20 protein-coding genes are annotated in these 24,535 nt (G+C 43.5%); 13 read left to right on the top strand and 7 right to left on the bottom strand.

The window, feature by feature from the left end:
* Positions 1–239: 239 nt before the first annotated feature.
* Entirely contained in the window at positions 240–2,054 is a 1,815-nt protein-coding gene (gene typA, locus FHS57_RS19655) for a translational GTPase TypA (RefSeq protein ID WP_183976699.1), read from the bottom strand.
* Between the two features lie 281 nt (positions 2,055–2,335).
* On the opposite strand from typA, the gene FHS57_RS19650 reads away from it, so the two are divergent.
* Together FHS57_RS19650 and FHS57_RS19645 are read left to right on the top strand one after the other, a co-directional pair.
* Positions 2,336–4,186 (top strand): CocE/NonD family hydrolase, encoded by a 1,851-nt coding sequence (locus FHS57_RS19650; RefSeq protein ID WP_183976698.1) that lies wholly within the window; start codon positions 2,336–2,338, stop codon positions 4,184–4,186.
* A gap of 54 nt (positions 4,187–4,240) precedes the next feature.
* Positions 4,241–4,834 (top strand): PDDEXK family nuclease, encoded by a 594-nt coding sequence (locus FHS57_RS19645; RefSeq protein WP_183976697.1) that lies wholly within the window; start codon positions 4,241–4,243, stop codon positions 4,832–4,834.
* A 56-nt stretch (positions 4,835–4,890) separates the two neighbouring features.
* Here the strand turns inward: FHS57_RS19645 and queG are convergent, their stop codons facing one another.
* Positions 4,891–5,841 carry a tRNA epoxyqueuosine(34) reductase QueG gene (gene queG, locus FHS57_RS19640; protein ID WP_183976696.1) on the bottom strand — a complete coding sequence of 317 codons (951 nt, stop codon included), beginning with the start codon at positions 5,839–5,841 and terminating at the stop codon, positions 4,891–4,893.
* A 50-nt stretch (positions 5,842–5,891) separates the two neighbouring features.
* Between queG and FHS57_RS19635 the strand changes: the two genes are divergently transcribed.
* The 5 genes from FHS57_RS19635 (at position 5,892) to FHS57_RS19615 (ending at position 11,075) form a co-directional block, all read left to right on the top strand.
* On the top strand, positions 5,892–6,308 hold the full coding sequence (locus FHS57_RS19635) for a lysozyme inhibitor LprI family protein (protein WP_183976695.1): 417 nt from the start codon (positions 5,892–5,894) through the stop codon (positions 6,306–6,308).
* A 40-nt stretch (positions 6,309–6,348) separates the two neighbouring features.
* Positions 6,349–7,614 carry a dipeptidase gene (locus FHS57_RS19630; protein WP_183976694.1) on the top strand — a complete coding sequence of 422 codons (1,266 nt, stop codon included), beginning with the start codon at positions 6,349–6,351 and terminating at the stop codon, positions 7,612–7,614.
* Between the two features lie 294 nt (positions 7,615–7,908).
* A complete protein-coding gene (dnaG, locus tag FHS57_RS19625; RefSeq protein ID WP_183976692.1) occupies positions 7,909–9,999 on the top strand; it encodes a DNA primase in 2,091 nt (696 codons plus the stop codon).
* Between the two features lie 293 nt (positions 10,000–10,292).
* Positions 10,293–10,682 (top strand): PIN domain-containing protein, encoded by a 390-nt coding sequence (locus FHS57_RS19620; RefSeq protein ID WP_183976690.1) that lies wholly within the window; start codon positions 10,293–10,295, stop codon positions 10,680–10,682.
* Positions 10,683–10,694: 12 nt separating this feature from the next.
* Positions 10,695–11,075 carry a hypothetical protein gene (locus tag FHS57_RS19615; RefSeq protein ID WP_183976688.1) on the top strand — a complete coding sequence of 127 codons (381 nt, stop codon included), beginning with the start codon at positions 10,695–10,697 and terminating at the stop codon, positions 11,073–11,075.
* A gap of 13 nt (positions 11,076–11,088) precedes the next feature.
* Here FHS57_RS19615 and FHS57_RS19610 read toward each other — a convergent pair whose 3' ends face one another.
* The 3 genes from FHS57_RS19610 to FHS57_RS19600 form a co-directional block, all read right to left on the bottom strand.
* Complete coding sequence (locus tag FHS57_RS19610) at positions 11,089–11,958, bottom strand: RluA family pseudouridine synthase (RefSeq protein ID WP_183976686.1); 870 nt, start codon at positions 11,956–11,958, stop codon at positions 11,089–11,091.
* Positions 11,959–12,024: 66 nt separating this feature from the next.
* Complete coding sequence (locus FHS57_RS19605) at positions 12,025–13,182, bottom strand: hypothetical protein (RefSeq protein WP_183976684.1); 1,158 nt, start codon at positions 13,180–13,182, stop codon at positions 12,025–12,027.
* A 4-nt stretch (positions 13,183–13,186) separates the two neighbouring features.
* Positions 13,187–14,155 (bottom strand): DUF2157 domain-containing protein, encoded by a 969-nt coding sequence (locus FHS57_RS19600; protein WP_183976682.1) that lies wholly within the window; start codon positions 14,153–14,155, stop codon positions 13,187–13,189.
* A 269-nt stretch (positions 14,156–14,424) separates the two neighbouring features.
* Between FHS57_RS19600 and carB the strand changes: the two genes are divergently transcribed.
* The 3 genes from carB (at position 14,425) to FHS57_RS19585 (ending at position 19,687) form a co-directional block, all read left to right on the top strand.
* Positions 14,425–17,253 carry a carbamoyl-phosphate synthase large subunit gene (gene carB / locus FHS57_RS19595; protein WP_183976680.1) on the top strand — a complete coding sequence of 943 codons (2,829 nt, stop codon included), beginning with the start codon at positions 14,425–14,427 and terminating at the stop codon, positions 17,251–17,253.
* Between the two features lie 80 nt (positions 17,254–17,333).
* Complete coding sequence (gene fdhD, locus FHS57_RS19590; RefSeq protein WP_183976678.1) at positions 17,334–18,158, top strand: formate dehydrogenase accessory sulfurtransferase FdhD; 825 nt, start codon at positions 17,334–17,336, stop codon at positions 18,156–18,158.
* Positions 18,159–18,388: 230 nt separating this feature from the next.
* Complete coding sequence (locus FHS57_RS19585) at positions 18,389–19,687, top strand: MFS transporter (protein ID WP_183976676.1); 1,299 nt, start codon at positions 18,389–18,391, stop codon at positions 19,685–19,687.
* Positions 19,688–19,754: 67 nt separating this feature from the next.
* Here the strand turns inward: FHS57_RS19585 and FHS57_RS19580 are convergent, their stop codons facing one another.
* Both FHS57_RS19580 and FHS57_RS19575 read right to left on the bottom strand, forming a co-directional pair.
* Positions 19,755–20,627, bottom strand: coding sequence for a helix-turn-helix domain-containing protein (locus FHS57_RS19580; protein ID WP_183976674.1), 873 nt, complete (start codon positions 20,625–20,627; stop codon positions 19,755–19,757).
* 32 nt (positions 20,628–20,659) lie between these two features.
* On the bottom strand, positions 20,660–21,463 hold the full coding sequence (locus tag FHS57_RS19575) for a hypothetical protein (RefSeq protein WP_183976672.1): 804 nt from the start codon (positions 21,461–21,463) through the stop codon (positions 20,660–20,662).
* A gap of 146 nt (positions 21,464–21,609) precedes the next feature.
* Between FHS57_RS19575 and pcaH the strand changes: the two genes are divergently transcribed.
* From pcaH to pcaB, 3 genes are all read left to right on the top strand, one after another.
* Entirely contained in the window at positions 21,610–22,317 is a 708-nt protein-coding gene (pcaH, locus tag FHS57_RS19570; protein ID WP_183976670.1) for a protocatechuate 3,4-dioxygenase subunit beta, read from the top strand.
* A gap of 82 nt (positions 22,318–22,399) precedes the next feature.
* Entirely contained in the window at positions 22,400–22,924 is a 525-nt protein-coding gene (gene pcaG, locus FHS57_RS19565) for a protocatechuate 3,4-dioxygenase subunit alpha (RefSeq protein WP_183976668.1), read from the top strand.
* Between the two features lie 127 nt (positions 22,925–23,051).
* Positions 23,052–24,371, top strand: a complete 1,320-nt coding sequence (gene pcaB / locus FHS57_RS19560) for a 3-carboxy-cis,cis-muconate cycloisomerase (RefSeq protein WP_183976666.1) — start codon at positions 23,052–23,054, stop codon at positions 24,369–24,371.
* Positions 24,372–24,535 lie beyond the last annotated feature (164 nt).

The following is a 24,535-nucleotide window of genomic DNA, read 5'->3' as shown; positions in this document are numbered from 1 at the left end:
GCCTCGGCAGAGGCGCAACATTTGTAGGCAACATTTGTAGATTAATCAAACGTTTTAGAAGTATCCAAAGAGCCTCGGCAGAGGCGCAACATTTGTAGGCAACATTTGTAGGTTAATCAAACGTTTTAGAAGTATCCAAAGAGCCTCGGCAGAGGCGCAACATTTGTAGGCAACATTTGTAAAAAAAGAAGGCAGACCCGCGAAGGTCTGCCTTACAAGTATTTGGTTTATTGCTAGAACTAAGCCATTTCTAGCTCTTTAGAGTTACGTTTACGCTCGTTTTCGTCGAGATATACTTTACGAATACGAAGTGTTTGTGGCGTTACTTCTAGGTATTCATCTTTTTGGATGTATTCCATTGATTCTTCCAAAGAGAAGTTGATTTTAGGAGCAATACGCACGTTGTCGTCCGAACCAGAGGCACGCATGTTGGTCAACTTCTTCGTTTCTTGAAGGTTTACCACGATGTCACCTGGACGGCTATGCTCACCCACAACCATACCCATGTAAAGGTCTTCGCTTGGGTCAACAAAAAACTTACCACGCTCTTGAAGACGGTCAAGGGCATAAGGAGTAGCTGGGCCAGTTCCTTTTGAAATGATAGAGCCGTTGATACGTCCTGGGATTGGGCCTTTGTGAGGCTCATACGACTTGAAACGGTGAGAGATAACGGCTTCCCCTTGCGTAGCTGTCAATACATTGGAACGAAGTCCAATCAAGCCACGAGAAGGAATATCAAACTCCAAGTGTTGCAAATCGCCGCGTGGCTCCATCACGAGCAAATCACCTTTACGTTGCGTAACAAGCTCAATCACTTTACCCGCTGTTTCTTCAGGAACATCCACTACCAACATTTCGATTGGTTCGAGGCGTTGTCCGTTATCGTCTTGTTTGAAAATCACTTGTGGCTGGCCTACTTGCAATTCGTAGCCTTCACGACGCATGGTTTCAATCAATACCGACAAGTGGAGGATACCACGACCAAACACCAAGAATTTATCTTCGCTATCGAATGGCTCTACGCGCAAGGCAAGGTTTTTCTCCATTTCTTTGAACAAACGATCGCGTAAGTGGCGAGAAGTTACAAATTTGCCTTCTTTACCAAAGAAAGGAGAGTTGTTGATGGTGAACAACATGTTCATCGTTGGCTCATCAACGGCAATACGTGTAATTGGCTCAGGGTTTTCGTAAAGGGTGATGGTGTCACCAATTTCGAAATCTTCCAAACCTGTTACTGCACAAATATCTCCTGAAGAAACTTCCGTCACTTTCTGACGACCAAGTCCCTCAAAAACCTGAATTTCTTTGATACGGTTACGCTTTACACTTCCATCAGCTTTGCAAAGACCTACTTGCGCACCTTCTTTGAGCGTTCCACGGTGTACACGTCCGATAGCAATACGGCCAACGAATGAGTTATAGTCAAGGGAGGTAATCTGCATTTGAGGCTCACCGTCGTTAGAAGGTGCGGGTGGGATGTTTTCTACGATGACATCCAACAAGTGCGAAATGTCTTCAGTAGGTTTTTGCCAATCAGGACCCATCCAACCTTGTTTCGACGAACCGAAAACCGTTGGGAAGTCAAGTTGGCTTTCGTTGGCTTCCAAGTTAAACATCAAATCAAATACCGCTTCGTGAACTTCTTCAGGGCGACAGTTTGGTTTGTCAACTTTATTAATCACCAACACAACTTTTAATCCAAGTTGAAGCGCTTTGCTCAATACGAAACGAGTTTGAGGCATTGGGCCTTCAAAAGCATCCACCAAAAGCACTACACCGTCAGCCATTTTAAGTACGCGTTCTACTTCTCCTCCGAAGTCGGCGTGGCCTGGGGTATCTATGATATTAATTTTAACGTCTTTGTAGCGTACTGATACGTTCTTAGAAACAATCGTGATGCCTCGTTCACGTTCGAGGTCATTGTTGTCCAAAATGAGGTCGTCAAACTGCTGGTTCTCACGAAACAGCTTCGAATAGTGGATGAATTTGTCCACCAAAGTGGTTTTACCGTGGTCAACGTGCGCAATGATGGCGATGTTGCGGATGGATTGCATTTGTATTTTTGTTAGTTGTTTTGCCTTAACAATTAATCAAAGAAAGTCAGTGATTAACAATTAATTATGGCTTTGAAAAAAGACTCGTAAAGGTAAGTTATTTTATTGACAAACTCAGTTTATTACAATGTTATCTCTCGAAAGAACTGGAATTGGCTAGTTTTTTATTTGAATAATACAAAATATGACAATGGTAATAACACAATGTAGGTATTTCAATAGCGTAGGGCTTTTTGTTTGCCAGCGTTTTGTTCTATTTTTGCTCAAAACCAATTAGTTCCATGAAACTTTCCTTTCTTGCCCTTGCGGGGCTTTTGAGTGTGGCCGTACAAGCCCAAAATTTTGTGAAAGATAACTACACAAAACTTGACAAACAGATTACGATGCGGGATGGCGTAAAGCTTTATACCGTTATTTATGTACCTAAAGACAGCAGCCAAAAGTACCCGATTATTATGGAGCGAACGCCCTACTCAGCGGGGCCTTATGGTGAAACCAACTACACAGGAAATGGGCCAGGTCCAAGTAAATTGTTGTCAGAAGAAAAATACATCTTCGTGACTCAGGACGTACGGGGGCGCTACATGAGCGAGGGTTCGTTTGAAGAAATGACACCCCATAAGTTTGACAAAAAAAGTGCGAAAGATACCGATGAAAGCACTGATACCTACGATACGGTAGAGTGGTTGCTCAAAAATATCCCTCGTAACAACGGTCGGGTCGGCATTACAGGGATTTCGTACCCGGGTTTTTATGCCTCGGCCTCGCTGCCTGATGCGCACCCAGCCATTAAGGCCGTTTCGCCTCAAGCGCCTGTTACTGACGAATTTGTGGGAGACGATGCCCGCCACAATGGGGCGTTTTTCTTGTTAGATAACTTTAGTTTTTTGAGTTATTTTGATGCCCCACGTACCAAGCCAAGTTCTTCTTATACAGGGTTGTTCATAAATCGTGCGAAAGATGCCTATGACTTTTTCTTGAAGCTAGGGCCTCTCAAAAACGCCAATGGGGCCGCTTATTTTAATAATCGGGGTAAAATTTGGAATGAATACCTTCAGCACGAAACGTACGATGACTACTGGAAATCAAGAAACATCCGTCCTGCTTTAAAAAACCTAAAACCTGCTACGTTGGTGGTGGGAGGATGGTTTGACGCCGAAGATTTGTTTGGAGCCTTGCGTACCTACGAAGCCATTGAAAAACAAAGTCCTACGTCTAAAAACCAACTTGTGATGGGGCCTTGGACGCACGGTGCTTGGTCGCGGGCTGATTGGTCGGAGTTTGGGCCGTTGCAGTTTGGTAGTAATACGGCTAAGTATTTTCAGGAAGAGCTTGAAACGAAGTTTTTTAATTATTACCTGAAAGACAAAGGGGAATGGAAAGCGGCTGAGGCAACCCTATTTAATACGGGGACCAACGAATGGAAAACGTTTGAGGCATGGCCACCCAAAGAAAAAACGGCAAAAGAGCTTCATTTTCAGGCGAATGGAAAATTGTCGTGGGAAGAAACAAAAGAAAAAGAGGGCTTTGATGAGTACGTAAGCGATCCTGCCAAACCTGTTCCTTACACGGATGGTGTTTTTGCGCGTCGTAATAATCAGTACATGATTGAAGACCAGCGTTTTGCGGCTCGTCGTCCTGATGTTCTTACGTACGAAACGGATGCTTTGACCGAAGATGTGACGTTTTCGGGGCCGATGACAGCGCACTTTTTTGCTTCTACGACGGGAACGGACGCTGATTTTATTGTGAAATTGATTGATGTCTTACCCGAAGATGCGGCGAATCCAACGCCTAATCCTAAAAATTTAACGATGGCTGGCTATCAGCGGCTGGTTCGAGCGGAGGTGTTGCGCGGGAAGTTTCGGAATAGCTTTGAAAAACCAGAAGCTTTTGTGCCAAACCAAGTGACGGATGTAAAAGTACGGATGCCTGATGTGCTTCATACGTTTAAGAAAGGCCACAAGATTATGGTTCAAATTCAAAGTTCATGGTTTCCGATTGTGGACCGCAACCCGCAGAAATTTATGAACATAAGCGAAGCGGATGAAAAAGATTTTCAAAAAGCGACGATTCGTATTTACCACAGCGAAAAGCACGATTCGCATTTGCACGTCAGTACGATTAAGTAAACGATGTTTGATGTATGAGAAGAAAGGCTTATTTTTGGTAAAAAGCACTTAAAAATGACAGTCGAACAAATAAAAGCACCTGCTCACCGCACTCGTAAAGTTCCCGCCAAGCTTGTTCGGGAAGAATTGAAAGGAGTGCCTCTGTATTATAAAGGATACAAAGGAGTAATGAATGGGTCTAAAAAATTAGAAGATATCATGGGTAGTAGTTCACTCCAATCGTATATCGTGGGTGTTATTTATGGGATATTGTTTTCAATGGTGAATCGCAAAAAGTACATCCTAACTACCAACGAAACGGGGCTACACCTAGGTCATAACAATAACTTTTCGACAGACATTGCTATTTTTCTGAAGGAAAACGTCATTTTGGACGATAAATACTTTTCGGTAGCGCCTGAAATTGCTATTGAGGTAGATGTGAAGATTGAGACTGACCAAGAGTTAGATTATATCTTTACTAAGTCAGAGGAAATGATGGCGCATGGTACCAAAAGGATATTTTGGATTATTACCAAACACAGAAAAGTGTTTATCATGGAACAAGGAGAAACGACAATTATTGTCGATTGGGATAAAGAAGTGCGCGTGATGGACAATGTTGTTATCAATATTCATAAAATAGTGTCTGAAGAAGGGCTGATTTAAGACCATTAGTGCTTAGACCTGACAAGTTTTTGAAACTTGTCAGGTCGTTTAAAAACCTATTCTTTTGGCGTAGTTACAAAACTTATAGTACGTTTCAAGCCCTCCAGTTTTGTCCGTTTGACGGGCGAGCGGCGAAATAGTTCTTGAAACACTTCCTGCGTAATTTCTTCCCAATCTTTTCGAGTGAACTGCGCCAAATCGGGATGAAGATTAAATTCAGGCGTTTGATGCGGACGCGAAAACCGATTCCAAGGACAAACATCTTGACAGATGTCGCAGCCAAAAATCCAGTTTTTAAACTTCCCTCGCACTTCTTCGGGAATAGCCTCTTTGAGTTCAATCGTAAAATAACTGATACACTTACTACCATCGACTACGTAAGGTTCCGTGATGGCATCCGTGGGGCAAGCGTCCACACAGCGCGTGCAGGTTCCACAATAATCCTTGATAGAGGCATCGGGCCAAAGTTCGAGGTCGGAGATAATTTCCCCAATAAAGAAAAAACTTCCCATCTGACGATTGATGAGATTGGTATGTTTTCCGACCCAGCCAAGTCCGCTTTTTGCCGCCCAGACTTTGTCCATGACGGGGGCTGAGTCCACAAAAATTCGTCCGTTTACCTCGCCTATTTCGATTTGAATTTCGTCAACAAGGGCTTTGAGTTTGTCTTTCAACACAAAATGGTAATCGGTGCCGTAGGCGTATTTTGATAGTTTAAGGGCATTTTCGCCTTCATCTAACTGTTGCTCAGGATAATAGTTTAACAAAACGGAAATCACTGATTTAGCCCCTTCGACGAGTTTGCGAGGGTCGAGGCGTTTGTCGAAATGATTTCCCATGTAGTGCATTTGGCCATGGTGATTTTTCAACAGCCACTGTTCGAGACGAGGGGCTTCTTCTTCCAAAAAAGTGGCCGTTGATATACCACAAAAATCAAAGCCAAGCTCCTGAGCTTTGGCCTTAATAAATCGGCTTCGTTCTTGCTGAACGAAATCGTTTGACGTCATTTATTTTCGTTTATTTGTAGCGTACTCAATTTTCAAAAACCGTAACATCAATGAAATCGTATTATTTCTTAGTCGTTTGCTTTTTGTTTGCCCTTCCTGTCGTCAGTATGGCCCAAGACGAAGCCGAAAAACATCCCATTGACATCGCGTTAGACAAATGTATGGATAAAAATCCTTCCACTCAGGGAATGGTTGGGTGTTTGGACGAAGCCTATAAAAAATGGGATGCCGAATTGAACAAAAATTACAAAGCCCTCAACCTGAAACTCAATGCCAAACAAAAGGCAGCTTTGCTTACCTCACAGCGGAAATGGATAGAATACCGCGATTTGGAGTTTAAATTTCAGTCAGAATTATATGCAACCATGGAAGGTACCATGTACCAGCCAATGGCCGTGGATAGTCGCCTCGAAATTGTAAAAAAACGAGCGCTGGATTTGAATAGCTACTTGAACCTTTTTGAATAATAGATAACCGATTTTTCTTGTCAAATCAACAAACTCCTACATGAAACACCTTATTATTACCGTTTTTGCTTTGCTATTTGTACAATTGAGTGGCGCGGCGCAAAATCAAAGTTACCTCAAAGAAGTTGAGAAAAAGGAAATGACTGATGAGTGGTTTCGCAAAAAAGCCGACGAACTTGCCCACAAATACATTCTTACCGATGGCCACGTGGACTTGCCGTATCGTCTCAAAATCAAGAACTTCCGATTGGAGCGTGAATATCTGGGAATTCCTTTGAAAACTACCGAAGGCGATTTTGATTACGAACGAGCCAAAAAAGGAGGGTTATCGGCTCCGTTTATGTCGATTTATATTCCGTCGTCGTACCAACAAACGGGTGGGGCAAAAGAGTTGGCCGATTCGCTGATTAACATGGTTCGCGGGATAGCGACAGCGCACCCCGACAAATTTGGTATTGTCACAACGCCTAAAGAAGCGGATGCCAATTTCAAAAAAGGAGTCATTTCGTTTCCGATGGGGATGGAAAACGGCGCACCGTTACAAACCATTTCGGATGTGGCTTATTTTCGCAAAAAAGGGATTAGCTACGTCACCTTGACCCACGGTAAAGACAACCTCATTTGTGATTCGTCGTACGACACTACGCACACGCACAAGGGCTTGAGCGCTTATGGGCGAGATGTAGTCAAAGAAATGAATCGCGTAGGCATCATGGTGGATATTTCGCACGTTTCCGACGATGCTTTTTACCAAGCCATTGAGTTATCTTCGGTACCTGTCATTGCTTCGCACTCTTCGTGTCGGTATTTTACGCCTACGTTCAAGCGGAATATGTCGGACGATATGATTAAGCTTTTGGCTAAAAAAGGGGGAGTGATTCAAATCAATTTTGGCTCCAGCTTTTTAGATGAAAAATACCGTCAACAAATTGAAGCTTTGCAAGATAAGTTTGGTCAAGCGCTGAAAGAAAAAGGAATTAAAATGGGCTCGCCTGAAGCTGACGAGTTTCAAAAACAATTCCAAAAAGAGAACCCAGTACTTTTTGCGGACGTAGAAACGGTGGCTGACCACATCGACCACGTTGTGAAATTGACAGGAAGTACGAAGCACGTGGGGATTGGGTCAGATTTCGACGGGGTAGGAGATAGTTTGCCTACGGGGTTGAAGGACGTATCGCAGTATCCTAATTTGTTTTATGTGTTGCTCAAAAGAGGTTATACCGAAAGTGACATTGCCAACATCATGTACAAAAACGTATGGCGGGTGTGGCAAAAAACCGTGGATAACGCCACGGTCAGACGGTAGTCAGACCGTAATTGTTACGGCGGGACACACACACGGTCTGACTGTCGTCTGACCTTTGTCACAGCCTGACCGTGTATGTGTTAGTAAAAAATTAAGAGCGAAAGCAACGTTAGCCCGCTGAGGAGGAAGAGTAAACCTGCTATTTGTTTTTTGATGGAAGTTGTCATGGCTGTTTTTTTTGTAAAGGTACAGCCCCCCAATCGCTGCTTTCAACCCAAATGTGGTGAAGTGAGAAAAATCAACGATAAAGGGGGATTTTTTTATTTTGAAGCGTTTCCATCCTAATTTTGTCCCATGCGAATTTCAAACGATACTGCCGACCGAATCAAACAAACCGCTGATATTGTAGAGGTCATTGGAGATTTTGTGTCACTCAAAAAACGTGGGGCCAATTACATCGCGTGCTGTCCGTTCCACAACGAAAAATCGCCTTCGTTCAACGTTAACCCCGTTCGTCAAATCTACAAGTGTTTTGGCTGTGGTGCAGCGGGCGACTCGGTGAAATTTGTGATGGACATCGAAGGCGTAAGCTACGGCGAAGCCCTCCGACATTTGGCACAGAAATACCACATTGAAGTAGAAGAAGAGCAACAAACACCCGAAGAGGTATTGCGTCAAAATGAGCGTGATAGCTTGTATATCGTGCTAAATTTTGCCCAAAAACACTACCAGAAACTGCTGCTCGAACACGAAGAAGGACAGGCGATTGGGCTAAGTTATTTCAGAAATCGTGGTTTTAACGACCCCACCATCAAATCGTTTGGGTTGGGGTATAGTCTAAACGAATGGGATAATTTGACCAAAGAGGCCGCCAAACGTGGCTATAACCCTGATTTACTGCAAAAAGCAGGTTTGGCACTGCATAAAGAAGGCAACAACGACCGCTACTACGACCGTTTTCGAGGGCGAGTAATCTTTCCGATTCATAATGTTTCGGGGAAAGTGATTGCGTTTGGAGCACGGATTTTGACCAACGACAAAAACCAGCCTAAGTACATTAACTCTCCCGAAACGGATGTTTACCATAAAAGCAAAGTCCTTTACGGGATTCATCAGGCCAAGAATGCCATTCGGCAAGAGGACGTTTGTTATTTGGTAGAAGGCTACACCGACGTCATTTCGCTGCACCAAGCAGGAATTCAGAACGTAGTGGCTTCGTCGGGTACGTCGTTGACCGAAGACCAGATTAAGCTGATTGCCCGCTTCACCCAGAATATCACCATTTTGTACGACGGCGATGCGGCGGGTATCAAAGCGGCTTTGCGGGGATTGGACATGGTATTGGAGGAAGGTCTTAACGTAAGTTTGGTGACGCTTCCTGATGGCGAAGATCCCGATAGTTACGTTTATAGTGTTGGTGCAGAGGGTTTTAAAGCCCACGTCAAGAAGGCGACCAAAGATTTTATTACTTTCAAAACCGAAATGCTTCTTCGTGATGCGGGCGACAATCCGTTTAAACGTGCCGAAGCAATCAACGAAATTGTAGCGAGTATTACCAAAATTCCTGACCCCATCAAACGGCAGATTTTCTTCCGACGTACGGCCGATTTGATGAAGATGGATGAACAAACGCTTATTTCGGAGGGGAACAAATACTTACGTCAGCAGCAAGAAAAGGCCAAGCCTGCCGAACCACGTCAGAGTCCAAGAAGGCAACCATCGTCGTCTTCACAGCCACCACCGCCGCATAAAACAGCGCCGCCGATGGAGCCCGATGGAATGTTCTTTTCCGATACGTTTATTGAGGAAGAATTTGGGATTTTGGTAGAAGATAACTTTTCTGAGCCTTTACCCAATATCCCCAAGGAAACGCCTAAGCCTGTTACTGATTTACCAAATGATTTATTTAAAACACGGCTGTATTTGCAGGAGCAAGCGTTTGTACGGTTGTTGATTTTGTACGGTCAGGTTGAATTGGAGGCGGGCATTTCCCTGTGTCGGTATTTGTTGCACGAAATTGGAGAAATAACCTTTGAAACTCCGCTGTTTAACCTCATTTTAGAGATTTTTAGACAGCGATTTAACTTCGGAGAAGTACCTTCAACTGACTATTTTTTAGGGCATCTTGACCCTGATGTGCAACGATTGACGATTGATTTGTGTACAAATAGCCACCATTTGAGCGAGAACTGGCAAAAGTATGAGATTGTTGTTCCTACCGACGAGGACTTGCTTCATGAAATTGCCTTTAAGAAAATTCTTCGCTTAAAAATGGCGTATTCGGCCGATAAAATGAAGGATTTGATGAATCAATTGGGCAGTCTTTCGGGGGCTACCGACGAAGAATTTGCCCAAATCATGGACATTCAAAAGCAATATAGGTTTTTCAAAAATATCAACGATTCGGCAGCCAAAGAGCTTGGGACGGTTGTGCCTGGGTATTGAGGGGAAAAATGGCGATAGTTTTTAATATTTTTATTCTAAATTTACGTAAAACTATAGCAATAAACTATGAGCAACCGAGTAGTCGAAAGTTATTGGCAGATGCTAGAAGGATTAGACGAGCAGGCTAAGTTAGAACTAGCTAATCGGCTAAAGATATCTATTCAAAAAAAAACTGTTCGGAATTTACGGTCAGCTAGGTATTTCGTGGGCAGCTGGGATGATTCAAGCACTGCTGAGGAAATAATTGACGAAATTAAGCAAGCCCGTAGATTTAATAGAACTCTTGAAAGTTTATGAAACAGTATCTTTTAGATACCAATATTGTTATTTTTCTTTTCAAAGGTTTGAAAAATATTGGAGATAAAATTGATTCAGTTGGACTTAAAAATTGCTTCATTTCTGAAATTACACTTGCAGAATTAGAGTATGGGGCGCTCAAAAGCCAACGACCTGAACACCATTTGGCTATTTTAAACGAATTTCTTGAAGAAATTGAAGTCTTACCCATCTATAATGCCATAAGTATTTATGCCTCAGAGCGCGTACAACTAGAGCGTTTAGGAACAAGAATAGATGACTTTGACTTGTTGATTGGCGCGACGGCAGTAGCAAATAGTTTGGTAATTGTTACAAATAACGTTGCCCATTTTGAACGTATTTTAGGAATAGAAATAGAAGATTGATTGAAATTACCAATGTCATGTGACAAACTCCTCGCCGAAGATGGCTCTTTGATGTTTAGAAAAGCCCTTATTCGGACATTGGAAGCCCGTCCTGAGGAACGTGTGACGTTGTTTGAATCCTTCGCCGAACAAATTCAAAAAAACGCCGTTTATGAAGACGTTCATAAGTCGTGGACGTATCATTTGCACACTGGCACCGACGGCTCACGTATTTTTCGGGGGGGAATTGGTTTTTCATTGGTCATTGACCCTCAAGGAAGGCTTTGGCGAGCTGCTACCCACGAAGATTTTGAAACTACCTATACCATCACCCCTACTTCTTGCGAGATTGACACCATGAGACCCCTTTACGCCAACATGCGGGAGTATGTTTTAGGCTACTACGAAAGCTAAAAAACACCGTGCCTTATTTTCCAAACACCCCCAAAAACTTGGCGGGTATTTTGCTTTCGTATCGAAGGTAGTTGTTCGTAACAGGGTGGGTAAGTCCAAGAACCCAAGCGTGTAGCCCAAGTCGATGAAGCGGATTTTGGGAAGAACCGTATTTTTTATCTCCTACGACCGAATGCCCAAGGTCTTGCATGTGGACCCGAATTTGGTTTTTGCGACCTGTCTCCAATTCCACTTTTAAAAGCGAAAAATGAGCATTGGATTGCAGCGTTTCGTAGTGGGTAATCGCTAGTTGACCTCGTTCTGGGTTTTTGGAAGAATAAACAATCGTGGCTTTGCTTTCCTGTAAATACGAACGAATCGTGCCCTGTGGAGGGTTTGGTTTTCCTTCCACCAAAGCAATGTACGTTCGCTCTTTGGTATCTGGCCCCCATGTCGATTGAAGTTTATTTTTTATGTCTTCACTTTTAGCAAAAACCATTACCCCCGATGTATCACGGTCGAGGCGATGAACGATGAAGATTTTATTTTTGGGGTCTTGTGTTTTTACGTGCTCGCTCAACATTCGGTAGGCTGTAGGCTCGTCGCCTTTGTCGGTGGCAATGGAGAGCAAACCAGCCTCTTTCTCAACGATAATCAAATACGCATCTTCAAATAGAATCCGAATGCCCTTTGTGGGGCGCTGTGCGGGTTTTACCGATTTTTTAGGACTTATCTCAACCGTTTGGCCTGCTGCTAAACGATGATTAAATTGGGTAACGCTTCGACCGTCCACGTGGATTTGACCATCACGAAGTAAACTTTTGATGTTGGTACGACTGTGATGGGTTAATTTTGACAGTAAAAATACCATCAGTTCGATCTCTTCGGTCACTTGTAGCTTCATCGTAGCGTTGGAATAATTGAATGATTTGCCCCAAAGGTACGCAAATAGCTAGAATCAGTGCGTTGATTAATACTGCTCACCCGCGCCGCCACCGCCAAAATCTCCTCCTCCCATTTTTACTTCTTGGGAGGCAGCTGATTGGGTTGTTTTGGTTAAATGCGAAAGAACCACCGTTTGGAGGAGGTTGGTTTTGCTACTTTCAGGGGTGATGCTAAAACCAAATTTTGGGGTTTTTAAGTAGCGTAAAAGAGCATAAGCGAGGCTTGCTAAAATTAGCCCGCCGAGCAAAAGACCCCATTCGAGCGGAAGCAAAGAATGATAATGACGGTAAGTAACGATGGAGTAAAGGGCGGAAACAAGGGCTACGACGATGATGGAACGGTCACGTAATCGAATCCCTAGCCCAAGTTGTAAGAGCGGAACGAGAAAGGTGAGTGTCCAAAAAAGCCACGCAAATTGGATTTCGGGAGCAGGCATTGGTAAGTCGTTTAAGGAAGCATTGGCGTAGCGGACAACCATATAATTAACGCTGAAATAGGCACATAGCAAAGTAGCGGGGAGAGCCCATTCGAGGGCGGTTTGCCAGTAAAAAGCGGCTCGACGTTTTGAAAAGCGGTGCAATAAAAAAAACAAGGCGATGGAAATCCCCGACAGTATAAATGGTAAAAATGCCTTCCCGAGTGGGTAGTTGACCAATAACGACGAGAAAATAAATAAGAAGTCGAAAAATAAACCTAACGCGACCAACGGCTCGCCAAAACTATAGACAGCCATGAGCAAAAAGGGTAAATAAAGCAAACCAAACTGCCAAGGTTCTTTAAAATTGTTGATTTCAGAAACCTTCATAAAAACAGGCCCTAATGACCCAAGAATGCAGTATATAAGTGCATTGTCGATGCCTGAGAAGTAAAGTTTGCGCTGACGAATGATGTGAACTAATCCAAAAAGTGTTCCGCCACCGTACAACAAAGCCCCGATGGGTAATCCCCAATTGGAATCGCCCATGAGAAGAAGCGTAAAAAACGAACCTCCAAAACCAAATCCAATGAAGCCAAAAATAAATAAAAGCGCTTTGATGAATATGTTGGGAGAGTAGGGGAGGTCAGCGTGAAGTTTTTGAGCTGCTTCTGCCTGTGCTGTTGTCAACGTACCTTCTTTTTGGAGTTTTTTTGCCAAACCAAGGGCGTAGCGGTTTATTAGCCAAGATTCCTGATATACCTTCATTGTGTTAGTTGGTTAACCATTTTTTATAGTTTAAAATAAACATCACAACTCCACCCGCGCTGGCAAGGAAGTAAAAACCGCCAAAGACCATCCAAAAACCAGCGTCGTCGATTTTGCTGAAGAGCAAATAGGTAAAAGCGATGTAACCGTACAAAATGGCCATTAGTAAAAAAATGAATGATTGCTTTTGCCGAGCGTACCACACAAAAAAGGTGCAACAACCCGCTATTAATAAGGCATACAAAAACCAGTAGCCAGAGGTGAAAAGCCCTGCCAAAGCACCAATGAAAAATAGGTTGCCCGTGAGGATTAAATAGGTGTCGGTGAAATGAGTTTTGATGCCACGATGCGAAAGTCCAAAACTGAGGCCACCCACTACCAACGCAAAACCAACGGCGGTATGGATGATTTGGGAACTTCCAAAATCATTTCCCGTCAATACTTCCAAGGGAGCGATACTCAACCCCACCCAAGATGCCAAGGCGGTGAGTCCCATCGACAAAACACCTCGGTGGTCGAAACGGTATGCACAAAAAAGGAATACAACCGCTGGTAGAAAAGCCGCTAATCCATAACGCGTGCCAAAAAGCGAATAACGCCATTGGGCGTAGCCCTCAAGCGAAAGAAATAATAGGGCGCCGAGCAATAATACAAAATCAACAAACTTGCCTTCGGAGTTGACTTCTGAAACTGAAAATGGGGAACTGTGTCGATAGGTATAGAAAAAGCATCCCAATGTTAGCAATGCCAATACCACAATGAGTGCATCGTGTCCAATGGTGTCGATGTGCAAATATACGAGCATCCCTGCGCCCGAAGTAAACAACACAAGGCCAATGTAAAGCAGGTTTCGGAGGAGGGTGTACAACGAAACTGGGCGCGTGTTTTCTGCTTGCTTGATGGTTTCAGCACTGGCAGGTGAAACAATTTCGTGGGTTTGCCACTGAGTTAAAATTTCAGATAAAGGGTTCATATCCCAAAGATGAGCGTAATTTTTGTAATTATGAAATCGACTTATTTTTCGTAGAATTTAAATTTATGTGAGTTGAAAATAAACAAAATTGCGATTTAATTGATTGATTATTAGTGAGATAAAAGCAATAAGTCCCAGGCCGTAAACTATAAACAGAAACCCGAAAAGATATTTTTTTACTTTTTAATGTCCGACTAAACGATTCATGTCCTAATTTTGCACAATTTTTGAGCTGGCGGTACAGCCGAATAACCCCACAAAACAAAAAAATGCCTAAAAATCCCAACATCAACTCAGTCCTCATCATTGGTTCAGGCCCCATTATCATTGGTCAAGCTTGCGAATTTGACTATTCTGGTTCACAAGCGGCGCGTTCTCTTCGTGAAGAAGGAATTGAGGTCATTCTGATTAACTCGAATCCAGCGACAATCATGACAGACCCCATCAACGCTGATCACGTTTATCTGAAGCCACTAGAGAAAAAGTACATTGTTGAAATTTTAGAGAAACATAAAATCGACGCCGTTTTGCCAACTATGGGTGGTCAGACGGCGTTAAATTTAGCTATTGATTGCGACAAAGCGGGTATCTGGAAAAAGTACGGTGTACAAATCATCGGGGTGGACATCAAGGCCATCGAAACAACCGAAGACCGTGAAAAATTCCGCCTCAAAATGATTGAGTTAGGTGCTGGCGTTTGTAAAGGTCGCACAGCGAAGTCGTTTTTAGAAGGAAAAGAAATCGCCCAAGAAATTGGCTTCCCACTCGTTATTCGTCCTTCATTTACCCTTGGTGGAACAGGAGGTGGTTTTGTAAACGATGCCAAAGACTTTGACAAAGCACTTCAACACGGTTTGTTGGCCTCACCAGTACACGAAGTGTTGATTGAGCAAAGCGTAATGGGCTGGAAAGAGTACGAATTGGAGCTTTTGCGCGACGGTCTCGGAAACCTTATCATCGTTTGTTCGATTGAGAACTTCGACCCGATGGGTATCCACACGGGCGATAGCGTAACGGTTGCCCCTGCGATGACGCTACCTGACACGCTCTACCAACGTATGCGTGACTTGGCGATTTTGACCATGAACGGTATCGGTAAGTTTGCAGGAGGCTGTAACATTCAGTTCTCGGTAAACCCTGAAACGGACGAAATCATCGTGATTGAAATCAACCCACGGGTGTCGCGTTCGTCGGCGTTGGCCTCGAAAGCAACGGGCTATCCAATTGCGAAAATTTCGGCAAAAATGTCGATTGGTTACAACCTCGACGAGCTGATCAACCCAATCACAGGCAGCACATCGGCGTTCTTTGAGCCTACAATTGACTACGTTATCGTAAAAGTACCACGTTGGAACTTCGACAAATTCCCAGGAGCTGACCGTTCATTAGGCTTGCAAATGAAGTCGGTGGGTGAAGCGATGGGTATTGGACGTAACTTCCAAGAAGCCCTTCAAAAAGCGTGTCAGTCGCTCGAAATTCGTCGTAACGGTTTGGGAGCAGATGGCAAAGAAGTGACTGATGTAGAGGTAATTAAAGATAGCCTTGCGCATCCAAGTTGGAACCGCCTGTTCCATATTTACGATGCTTTCAAATTGGGACTTTCGTTCAAAACTATCCAAAATTTGACAAAAATCGACCCTTGGTTTTTGCATCAAATTGAAGAACTTGTTGAATTAGAAAAAGAAATTCAGAAATACGACCTCGAAGATATTCCTGCGAGTTTGGTATTGACGGCCAAACAAAAAGGCTACGCCGACCGCCAAATTGCGCATTTGCTGGGAGTAAAGGAAAGTCGCATCTATAAATTCCGTCAGGAACACAACATCAAGCGTGTGTTCAAGTGTGTTGATACCTGTGCAGCAGAGTTTGAAGCTAAAACACCGTATTACTACTCGACTTTTAGCGTTTCGCAAGACGAACCTGAGAATGAATCGGTGGTTTCAAATCGTAAAAAAATAGTCGTATTAGGTTCAGGCCCTAACCGCATCGGACAGGGTATCGAGTTTGACTACTCTTGTGTTCACGGGGTGTTGGCGGCTAAAGAGGCTGGCTACGAAACAGTGATGATCAACTGTAACCCTGAGACGGTTTCTACCGACCCTGATATTGCGGATAAACTCTACTTTGAGCCTGTTTTCTGGGAACACGTTCACGCCATTATCCAACACGAAAAGCCAGAAGGCGTTATCGTGCAGTTGGGTGGACAAACGGCCCTGAAAATTGCTGAAAAATTAGAGCAATACGGCATCAAAATCATCGGAAGTAGCTTCGATACCCTCGACTTAGCCGAAGACCGTGGCCGTTTCTCGTCGTTGTTACGCGATTTGGGCATTCCATATCCTAAGTTTGACACTGTTCGTACGTCAGATGCCGCCGTTGAAATTGGTAAAAATCTTGGCTTCCCATTGTTGGTTCGTCCAAGCTACGTTTTGGGTGGACAAAGCATGAAGATTGTCTTGAACGAACAAGAATTAGAACAACACGTTGTGAAAATCTTGAACGATATTCCAGATAATAACATCTTGCTTGACCACTACCTCGAAAACGCCATTGAAGCCGAATCAGATGCCATTTGTGACGGTGAAGATGCGTACATTATTGGGGTGATGGAACACATCGAACCTGCTGGTATTCACTCAGGTGACTCGCACGCTACCTTGCCTCCGTTCCATTTGACGGAAGACGAAATTCGTCAAATTGAGGAGATTACGTTGAAAGTAGCCAAAGCGATGAAAGTGAAAGGCTTGATTAACATGCAGTTTGCCGTAAAAAATGGCGTGGTGTATGTCATCGAAGCCAACCCACGTGCATCACGTACGGTACCGTTTATTTGCAAAGCATACCAAGAACCTTACGTAAACTACGCAACGAAGTTTATGTTGGGCGACAAAAAAGTGTCGGATATTCAGTTCAATCCTGTGAAAAAGGGATGGGCGATTAAGATTCCTGTGTTCTCGTTCAACAAATTCCCGAACGTAAACAAGGAACTCGGACCAGAAATGAAATCAACGGGAGAGGGTATTTACTTCATTGATAGCCTTGAAGATGATTTCTTCCAAAAAGTATATGGCGAACGTAATCTTTACTTGAGCCGCTAGTTTTAAGTTGGTACAATACATAAAAAGCCTCTGCGAAAGTAGGGGCTTTTTTTAAGCTAAAAAACGAATACCTTGGCTGTATGAACACGAAAAAAGTCCCTATTCTAAAAGTTATTACCTCGACTTCAAAATCAGAAGCAGTCAATGACCTAGTGGTTGTTGAAGAACCTCTTGAAATTCGGATAGAATATTGGGATGTGGTTCATGGCTGGGTCGAAAAACCTATTTCAATAACGATGCGTACGCCAGGCGAAGACGAGGCGCTTGCTGGAGGTTTTTTGTTTACGGAGGGGCTTTTGAAAAACGATGACATTGATTCGGTAATGGCGCATTTGGACAACACCGTAACGGTCAAATTAAAGCCACACATTCGCCCTGATTTACAGAAACTTCAGCGTAATTTTTATGCAACTTCAAGCTGCGGTGTTTGCGGGAAATCTTCTTTGGATGCGTTGGGTTATTCGTATGAAAGTACTGCCTTTGGTAACGTGAAAATGAAAGCGAGTGTCGTGGTGTCGCTGCCTGAAAAACTCAGCACTTTCCAACGGATTTTCGACCAAACGGGCGGGATTCATGCGGCAGGTGTGTTTGACGAATTTGGAAATATGCAACTGTACGCCGAGGATGTAGGTCGCCACAACGCAGTGGATAAAATCGCAGGCAAGGCACGACTTACTACGGCCCAAACATTTAAGAATCATGCGCTTGTACTAAGTGGGCGGGCTTGTTTTGAATTGCTACACAAAGCGCTGGCGTTGTCTATCCCCATCATTGTTGCGGTGGGGGCACCTTCTAGTCTTGCCATTGAGACTGCCGAACAATACGGGCAAACCCTCATTGGCTTTACCCGCGACGGGCGTTTTAATGTGTATTCAGGGGCGAGTCGGATTTTGGTTAGTGAGTAGTGTTAGCAGACCGATAGTATTCTGCGAACATCTGCGAGTTCGGCGGGGGAAACGTTTATGATCAATGGAAAAATGGGGGCGAAAGCCCCTTTTTCGATAAAGATTGATATTGCACAAAAGGAAATTGATTTTGCGTGATGGGTCTTTGAAAAAACCTCTATTTTTGCGAAGTTATGTCCAATTATTTCGTGGAATACATCTATTTTAGCCCTTAGCCTTCCAATCTCGCAATGACCTTTGACATAAAAGAACACATTGATACCCACAAAATGACACGGTTGCAGTACGCGACGGTGTTTATTTGTTTGTTGATGAACATGCTCGACGGCATGGACGTAATGGTAATTTCCTACACCGCACCTGCCATTGTAAAAGCATGGGGCATAACGCCCGAGGCGCTTGGCATTGTTTTTAGTTCTGGCTTGGTCGGGATGACCCTGGGAGCGATGTTTTTGGCCCCTAAAGCGGATGTGATTGGCCGTAAAAACATGATTTTGTTAAGTGCTGTACTGATGGGAATTAGCATTTTTAGTACATCATTTGCCCAATCTATTGAGTTTTTGGTAGTTATTCGGCTCATTAGTGGGATAGGGATTGGGGCGATGTTGGCAAGCACCGCTACGCTGACGGCAGAATACACCCCGAACAAAACCAAAGATTTTTGGGTAAGTTTTGTGATTTCAGGCTACCCAATTGGGGCGGTGTTGTCGGGGTTAGTTGCAGCGAAAGTAATACCGCAATTGGGCTGGGGTACGATGTTTCAATTGGCAGGTTTTTGCACTACACTTTCAGTGCCCTTGATTCACTTTTTGCTGTCGGAGTCGCTTGATTTTTACTTTAAAGCACAACCAGCCAATGCCCTTGGTAAAGCCAACCAGATTTTGGGTAAAATGGGCGTAACTAGCCTGTCTCAACTTCCAACAAAACCTGCCGAACAAGCAGCGGTGTCGTTCAAATCGATGTTAACGGAAGAGTTTAAACTGCCGACGTTTCAACTGTGGGGGGCGCTTTTTATGGCGTTTGCTACCCTTTATTTTTTGACCAACTGGATACCGAAACTCGCCACCAACGCGGGACTTTCGATGGAATTGGCGATTTATGCAGGCACAGTTTTTAATCTTGGCGCATTTGTTGGGATTGTCATTCAAGGCTATTTTTCAAGCAAATATGGCTTAAAACGTACCATTGGCACTTTTTTGATTTTGACGGGCGTACTGATGATTGCTTTTGGCTGGTTCAAAGGTTCTTCGTGGTTGTTGGTTATTTTTGGATTGATTGGCTTTGGCATCCAAGGTGGTTTTGTAGGGCTTTATGCCGTAGCGGCGCGGATGTATCCCACCGAATTTCGCACGACGGGCGTAGGCTGGGCCATCGGTTCAGGGCGCTTAGGCGGCATCATTGGCCCATTATTAGGCGGTGTCCTCATTGGAATGGGACTTTCAATGACGGTCAATTTCTTGATTTTTTCCATTCCTACCATCATCGCAGGAATAATCACGATTTATATTTCGTCAAAACGAATCAGTTAACTCGGCATCTGTTGTGGAGTTCTAATATGCCCTTATATGTCTTATATGGTTCAAAAAATGAAGCACGCTAGTTCTTCCTAAATTCACTAGGCGAAACCCCCGTTACTTTCTTAAAAAGCCGTGTAAAATACGCGGGGTCTTTGAAATTGAGGAAATAAGAAACCTCCGAAATTGAGTAATTCGTATTAAGGAGGTATTTTTTTGCTTCATTAATCAGATGCTCATGGACAATCTGCAAAGCCGATTTTTGGACAATCGCCTGGCAAATGCGGTTTAAATGGACAGGCGTAATCGTTAACTCTTTGGCATATTCATGAATAGACTTTGATTCTTGCAACGACTTCCGAATGCTTTTTTGAAAAAGCTGAAAATAACGCAATGTCCGATTGTCGGACGAAGTAGAGGCGCTGCTTAGTCGAAGGGAAAAACGGTAAAGGTGCGTAAAAAAGAGTTGAAATAAGGACTGTAAAACCACCTGTTTTTCGACAAAATCTTCGTATAATTCTTTTACAATCAGGTTTTTAAATCCCATAAGGCGTTCAAATGTCTCAAAGTCATCATCAAACGAAAGCACCCGTAAATGATTGATTTCTAGCAATGTTTTGGGCGCGTTTTTTAATAATCCTTCCAAAAAAGAGTCAGAAAATGTCAGGACTTCACCGTTGATGTTGGGTTGAAACACAAAACCGTGAAGGCTGTGCGCGGGGATGGTTGCAATGCAAGGCCCCGTGAGCGTCCATTCTTTTTGCTCAGAAACAAGCAACCCTTCCCCACTTTTAATCAAAAACACCTGAAACAAATCCGTGTGCAAGTGTTCCTTTATTTCCCAATCGTATATTTTACTCCGAGTTTCGAGGGCTTCAAAATGGATAAAGTTGGGTAAAAGAGAATGAGGATTGTCGCCGTAAAGCCCTTTAAAATGGACCAATGCCTTTTGCATAGTGGATGTTTGAAAATTACAAGCTAAAAAAGTTAAGGTTTTGCGTATTTTTTTCGACGATTTTCGTCAAAAATGACCACAAAATAGTAGCCAATCGGGTAGGGGACTCCCCGTTTATAATAACAACTCCAAGACGGAATTGACGTTAAAACGCGCAGTGCTTCATCGTCGAAAATCGCCTGTTGAGATTTTTTGAGGAGGCGGATGCTGTCAGGAAAAGGGCGAGCGCCGCTGAGAATTTCAGCAAAAACCTTGACGGGTTTTGATAAATCGGGCAATAGCTGCCAATTGATGTGGCTGTAAACATAGTTCAGTAGGCTATCATTCTTTTCAGCATACACGGAAAGTTGAGTTTTGGAGTTGTCAAATTCTTGATAATGAGTAACAAATCCGTTTTTTGACGTTAATTCTATTTCTTTCTCATGGATGGCGGCGTAGGATTGAGTATAATATAGTAATTTACCTTGAGGTACCAGCAAAGGCACTGATAGCCAGCTTGCTGGAAGCTTTCCACGGATGAGTTGGTTGGGAAATAGGGTGTTTAAATCGGCCTTGGTTTTATTGCTAGGGTAATCGCAAGTGTAAATGTTGACGAGAAAGAGCGTATCATGTTGAATTTCCCACTCAGCGATGTGTCCCCGCCAGCAGCCCGTGTTAAAAGGGGCTTCTAGTGTTCCAAAAAGGGTTTTAGAGAATTTATTAAAGGTTGGATGAGAATTTAACGGGGCAGTGTACAAAGACAACGTATCGCCTTGCCAAATCAAGCGGTCGGGAGCTTGTCCTGTTGCCAACGCCCAGAGAGGTGAAAGTAAAAAGAGCAGGTAGAGCAGACGCATGAAATGAATGAATCGTATGGTACAAAGTTAACCAAAAAATGTTTGTTTTGTACAAGTTATATTTTGATTTATCCAAGATAATCTTTCACCTTCCCGCTACTTTTGTTGTGTTCTTTAAGCAGATATTTTCCCAATCGTTGCACAACATGAGCACAATCATTTATAACCGTTTTGACGAGGAGGTACACCCGCCACGTTTATCGCCCGACTACAAATCTACCGTCCTTCGGGCTCCTACCAAGCCTTTGATTGTAGTGAAGCAGTCGCTTAGTGAATTGACAGGGCCGATTTTTGGTGATTTTAATTTAGGCCCCCTTGACCATGATTTAACCAAAAATTCGGTGGTCAATGGGCAACCTTTGGGAGAACGAATTGTGGTACACGGTCGGGTTGTAAATGAAAACGGTCAGCCGATTCCGAATACGCTCATCGAAATTTGGCAAGCCAATTCCGCGGGGCGTTACGTACACAAAGTAGATCAACACGATGCTCCGCTTGACCCCAATTTCTTAGGAGCGGGTCGTTGCATGACCGACAAAGACGGGAATTATAAATTTTATACCATTAAGCCAGGTGCGTATCCTTGGGGAAATCACTACAACGCATGGCGTCCCAACCACATCCATTTTTCGTTGTTTGGCGCCAATATTACCAATCGTTTGGTGACACAAATGTATTTCCCAGGAGACCCGTTGCTTCAGTACGACCCCATCTTTTTGGGCGTACCACCCAAGGGCAGAGACTTACTCATTTCCCAGTTTGATTTGAGCATTACGGAACCACATTTTGCCTTGGGATATCGTTTTGATTTTGTGTTAAGAGGCCACAATCAGACTCCATTTGAAAATAGTTAATTATTCGGATTTAACGAATGATTCAAATAGCTTGAACGGGTTGTATTCGTCATTCGAAAAATTCATAAATCGTCATTCGACTATGAAACAGACTCCCTCTCAAACGGTTGGCCCTTATTTTGCCTACGGCCTTTCCCCTGAGCAATATTTATACGATTTTAAACAACTGGTCGGTAATCAGTTGGTGAACCCAATCGACGAACCCGATGCCATAACCATCACAGGCAAAGTGTTTGATGGAGAAGGGGTTGTTATTCCTGATGCGATGATTGAAGTATGGCAGAACGATGGACAACAACAACTTTTTGGCCGCTTTGGTACAGGAACCGACCCAAAAAATCGCTTTGTTTTCTATACCAAAAAGCCTGCATCGGTCAATGGACAAGCACCTCATTTAAGCATCATCGTGTTTATGCGCGGGCAGCTGATTCACTCTTATACTCGCCTGTACTTTTCTGATGAAGTCGAACTAAACGCAACTGATGAGGTGCTCAATGTAGTCCCCGAAGAACGTCGCGCTACACTCATTGCTCAAAAAACGCCGTCAGGTTACGAATTTGACATTTGGATGCAAGGCGATAACGAAACCGTATTCTTTGATATTTAAGTGCTTACGCACAGTTAATCGTTATTTGTTAACCGTTAACCGAATTGATGAAAACGAAATCGTACTTTTCAAACATTGTAATTCAACCTACAAGTCGTCAATCTGTACTTGAAATTCGACCTTGAAAATGAGTCTTTATTCCGCCTATTTTTATTCAGAGGAAGTCAATTCGCTTTTTTCGGAACAGGCTACTGTTGCACAAATACTGCGTTTTGAAGCGATTTTGGCCGAATCCCAATCGGTTCATAGGATTATGCCTTCAACATCGGCGGAAATAATAGCACAATGTTGTGCGGTCGATTTGATTGACATAGAGAAGCTTAAAGTAGAAATTAAACTTGGAGGAAATGCGGCGATTCCGTTGGTCAAACAATTGACTCGTATTGTCAAAAACAACGATGTAGAAGCCTCGAAAATGGTGCATTTGGGCGCTACCAGTCAGGATGTTGTCGATACGGCAATGGTGCTCCAAATCAAAGCGTTTTTGGCGTGGTTGGAGTCAAAACTCAACCAATTACGTCAGTTGTTGATAGCGCTCACTCAAAAACACCGTTCGACTCTGATGATTGGTCGGACTTTACTTCAGCAAGCCCGTCCGATTACATTTGGACTCAAAACGGCAGGGTGGTTAGAAGGAATTGTACGTTCACAAAACCGCCTAACGGAGATTCAACCTCGTTTGTTGAAGCTCCAATTAAGCGGAGCCGTGGGCAGCGGAAATGCGTCTATTAACCAAGAAGTTCATCGGACAATGGCACAAGAGTTAGGGTTAACGCCTAGTTTTTCGTGGCAAACCCAGCGTGATAGCTTCGCCGAATGGGCAGGTGTGCTGGGGGTGTTGGTGGGAAGTCTTGGGAAGATTGCCAAAGACGTTTCACTCCTTATGCAAACCGAAGTAGGGGAAGTGATGGAAGGAGCCGCGGAAGGAAAAGGAGGCTCAAGCACCATGCCTCACAAACGAAATCCCGTGACCTGCGCTGCCTTATTGGCCAATGCAACCCGAACCCCTCACTTAGTGGCGACGGTTCTCTCGGCGATGCCCCAAGAACACGAGCGTTCGGCGGGATTGTGGCATTCTGAATGGGAGGTGTTGGTAGAATTGATGACCTTAACGGCAGGTTCGGTCGAACGAGCCATAGAGTTAGTGAGCGGTTTAGAAGTAGATGAAAAACGAATGTTGGCCAATTTAGAAGTGACCAAAGGACTGATTTATGCCGAAAACGTGTCCTTAGCTTTAGCGCCTAAAATTGGGAAAATGCAAGCCCACGAATTGGTGGAAAAGGCGTGCAAAATGGCCATTCACCAGCATAAACATCTAAAAGAAATTCTGCTTGAACTTCAATTGGATGTGCCTGATTTAGAGGAGCTTTTTAAACCAGAAAATTCAATTGGATTGAGCTTGGAATTAATTGATACAGTGCTTCGAGTGACGAATGATTCGAATTGAACGAATACTAGTATTTCTATGACTACGAATGAAAGTAGCAAAAGAGCTTTTATCCATCGTTATTTTCACTAAGTACTGATTCATAAATAGTTTGCATTATTTTGTAAATTTGTCCTAATGGGACGAGTAAACAGACCGATTCTAAGTGAATCACAGCAAATAGA

The sequence above is a fragment of the Runella defluvii genome (genome assembly GCF_014195535.1).
In the GTDB taxonomy this organism is placed as follows: domain Bacteria; phylum Bacteroidota; class Bacteroidia; order Cytophagales; family Spirosomataceae; genus Runella; species Runella defluvii.
The sequence above is the reverse complement of the archived record's forward strand: the minus strand, read 5'-3'. Positions and strand labels throughout refer to the sequence as shown.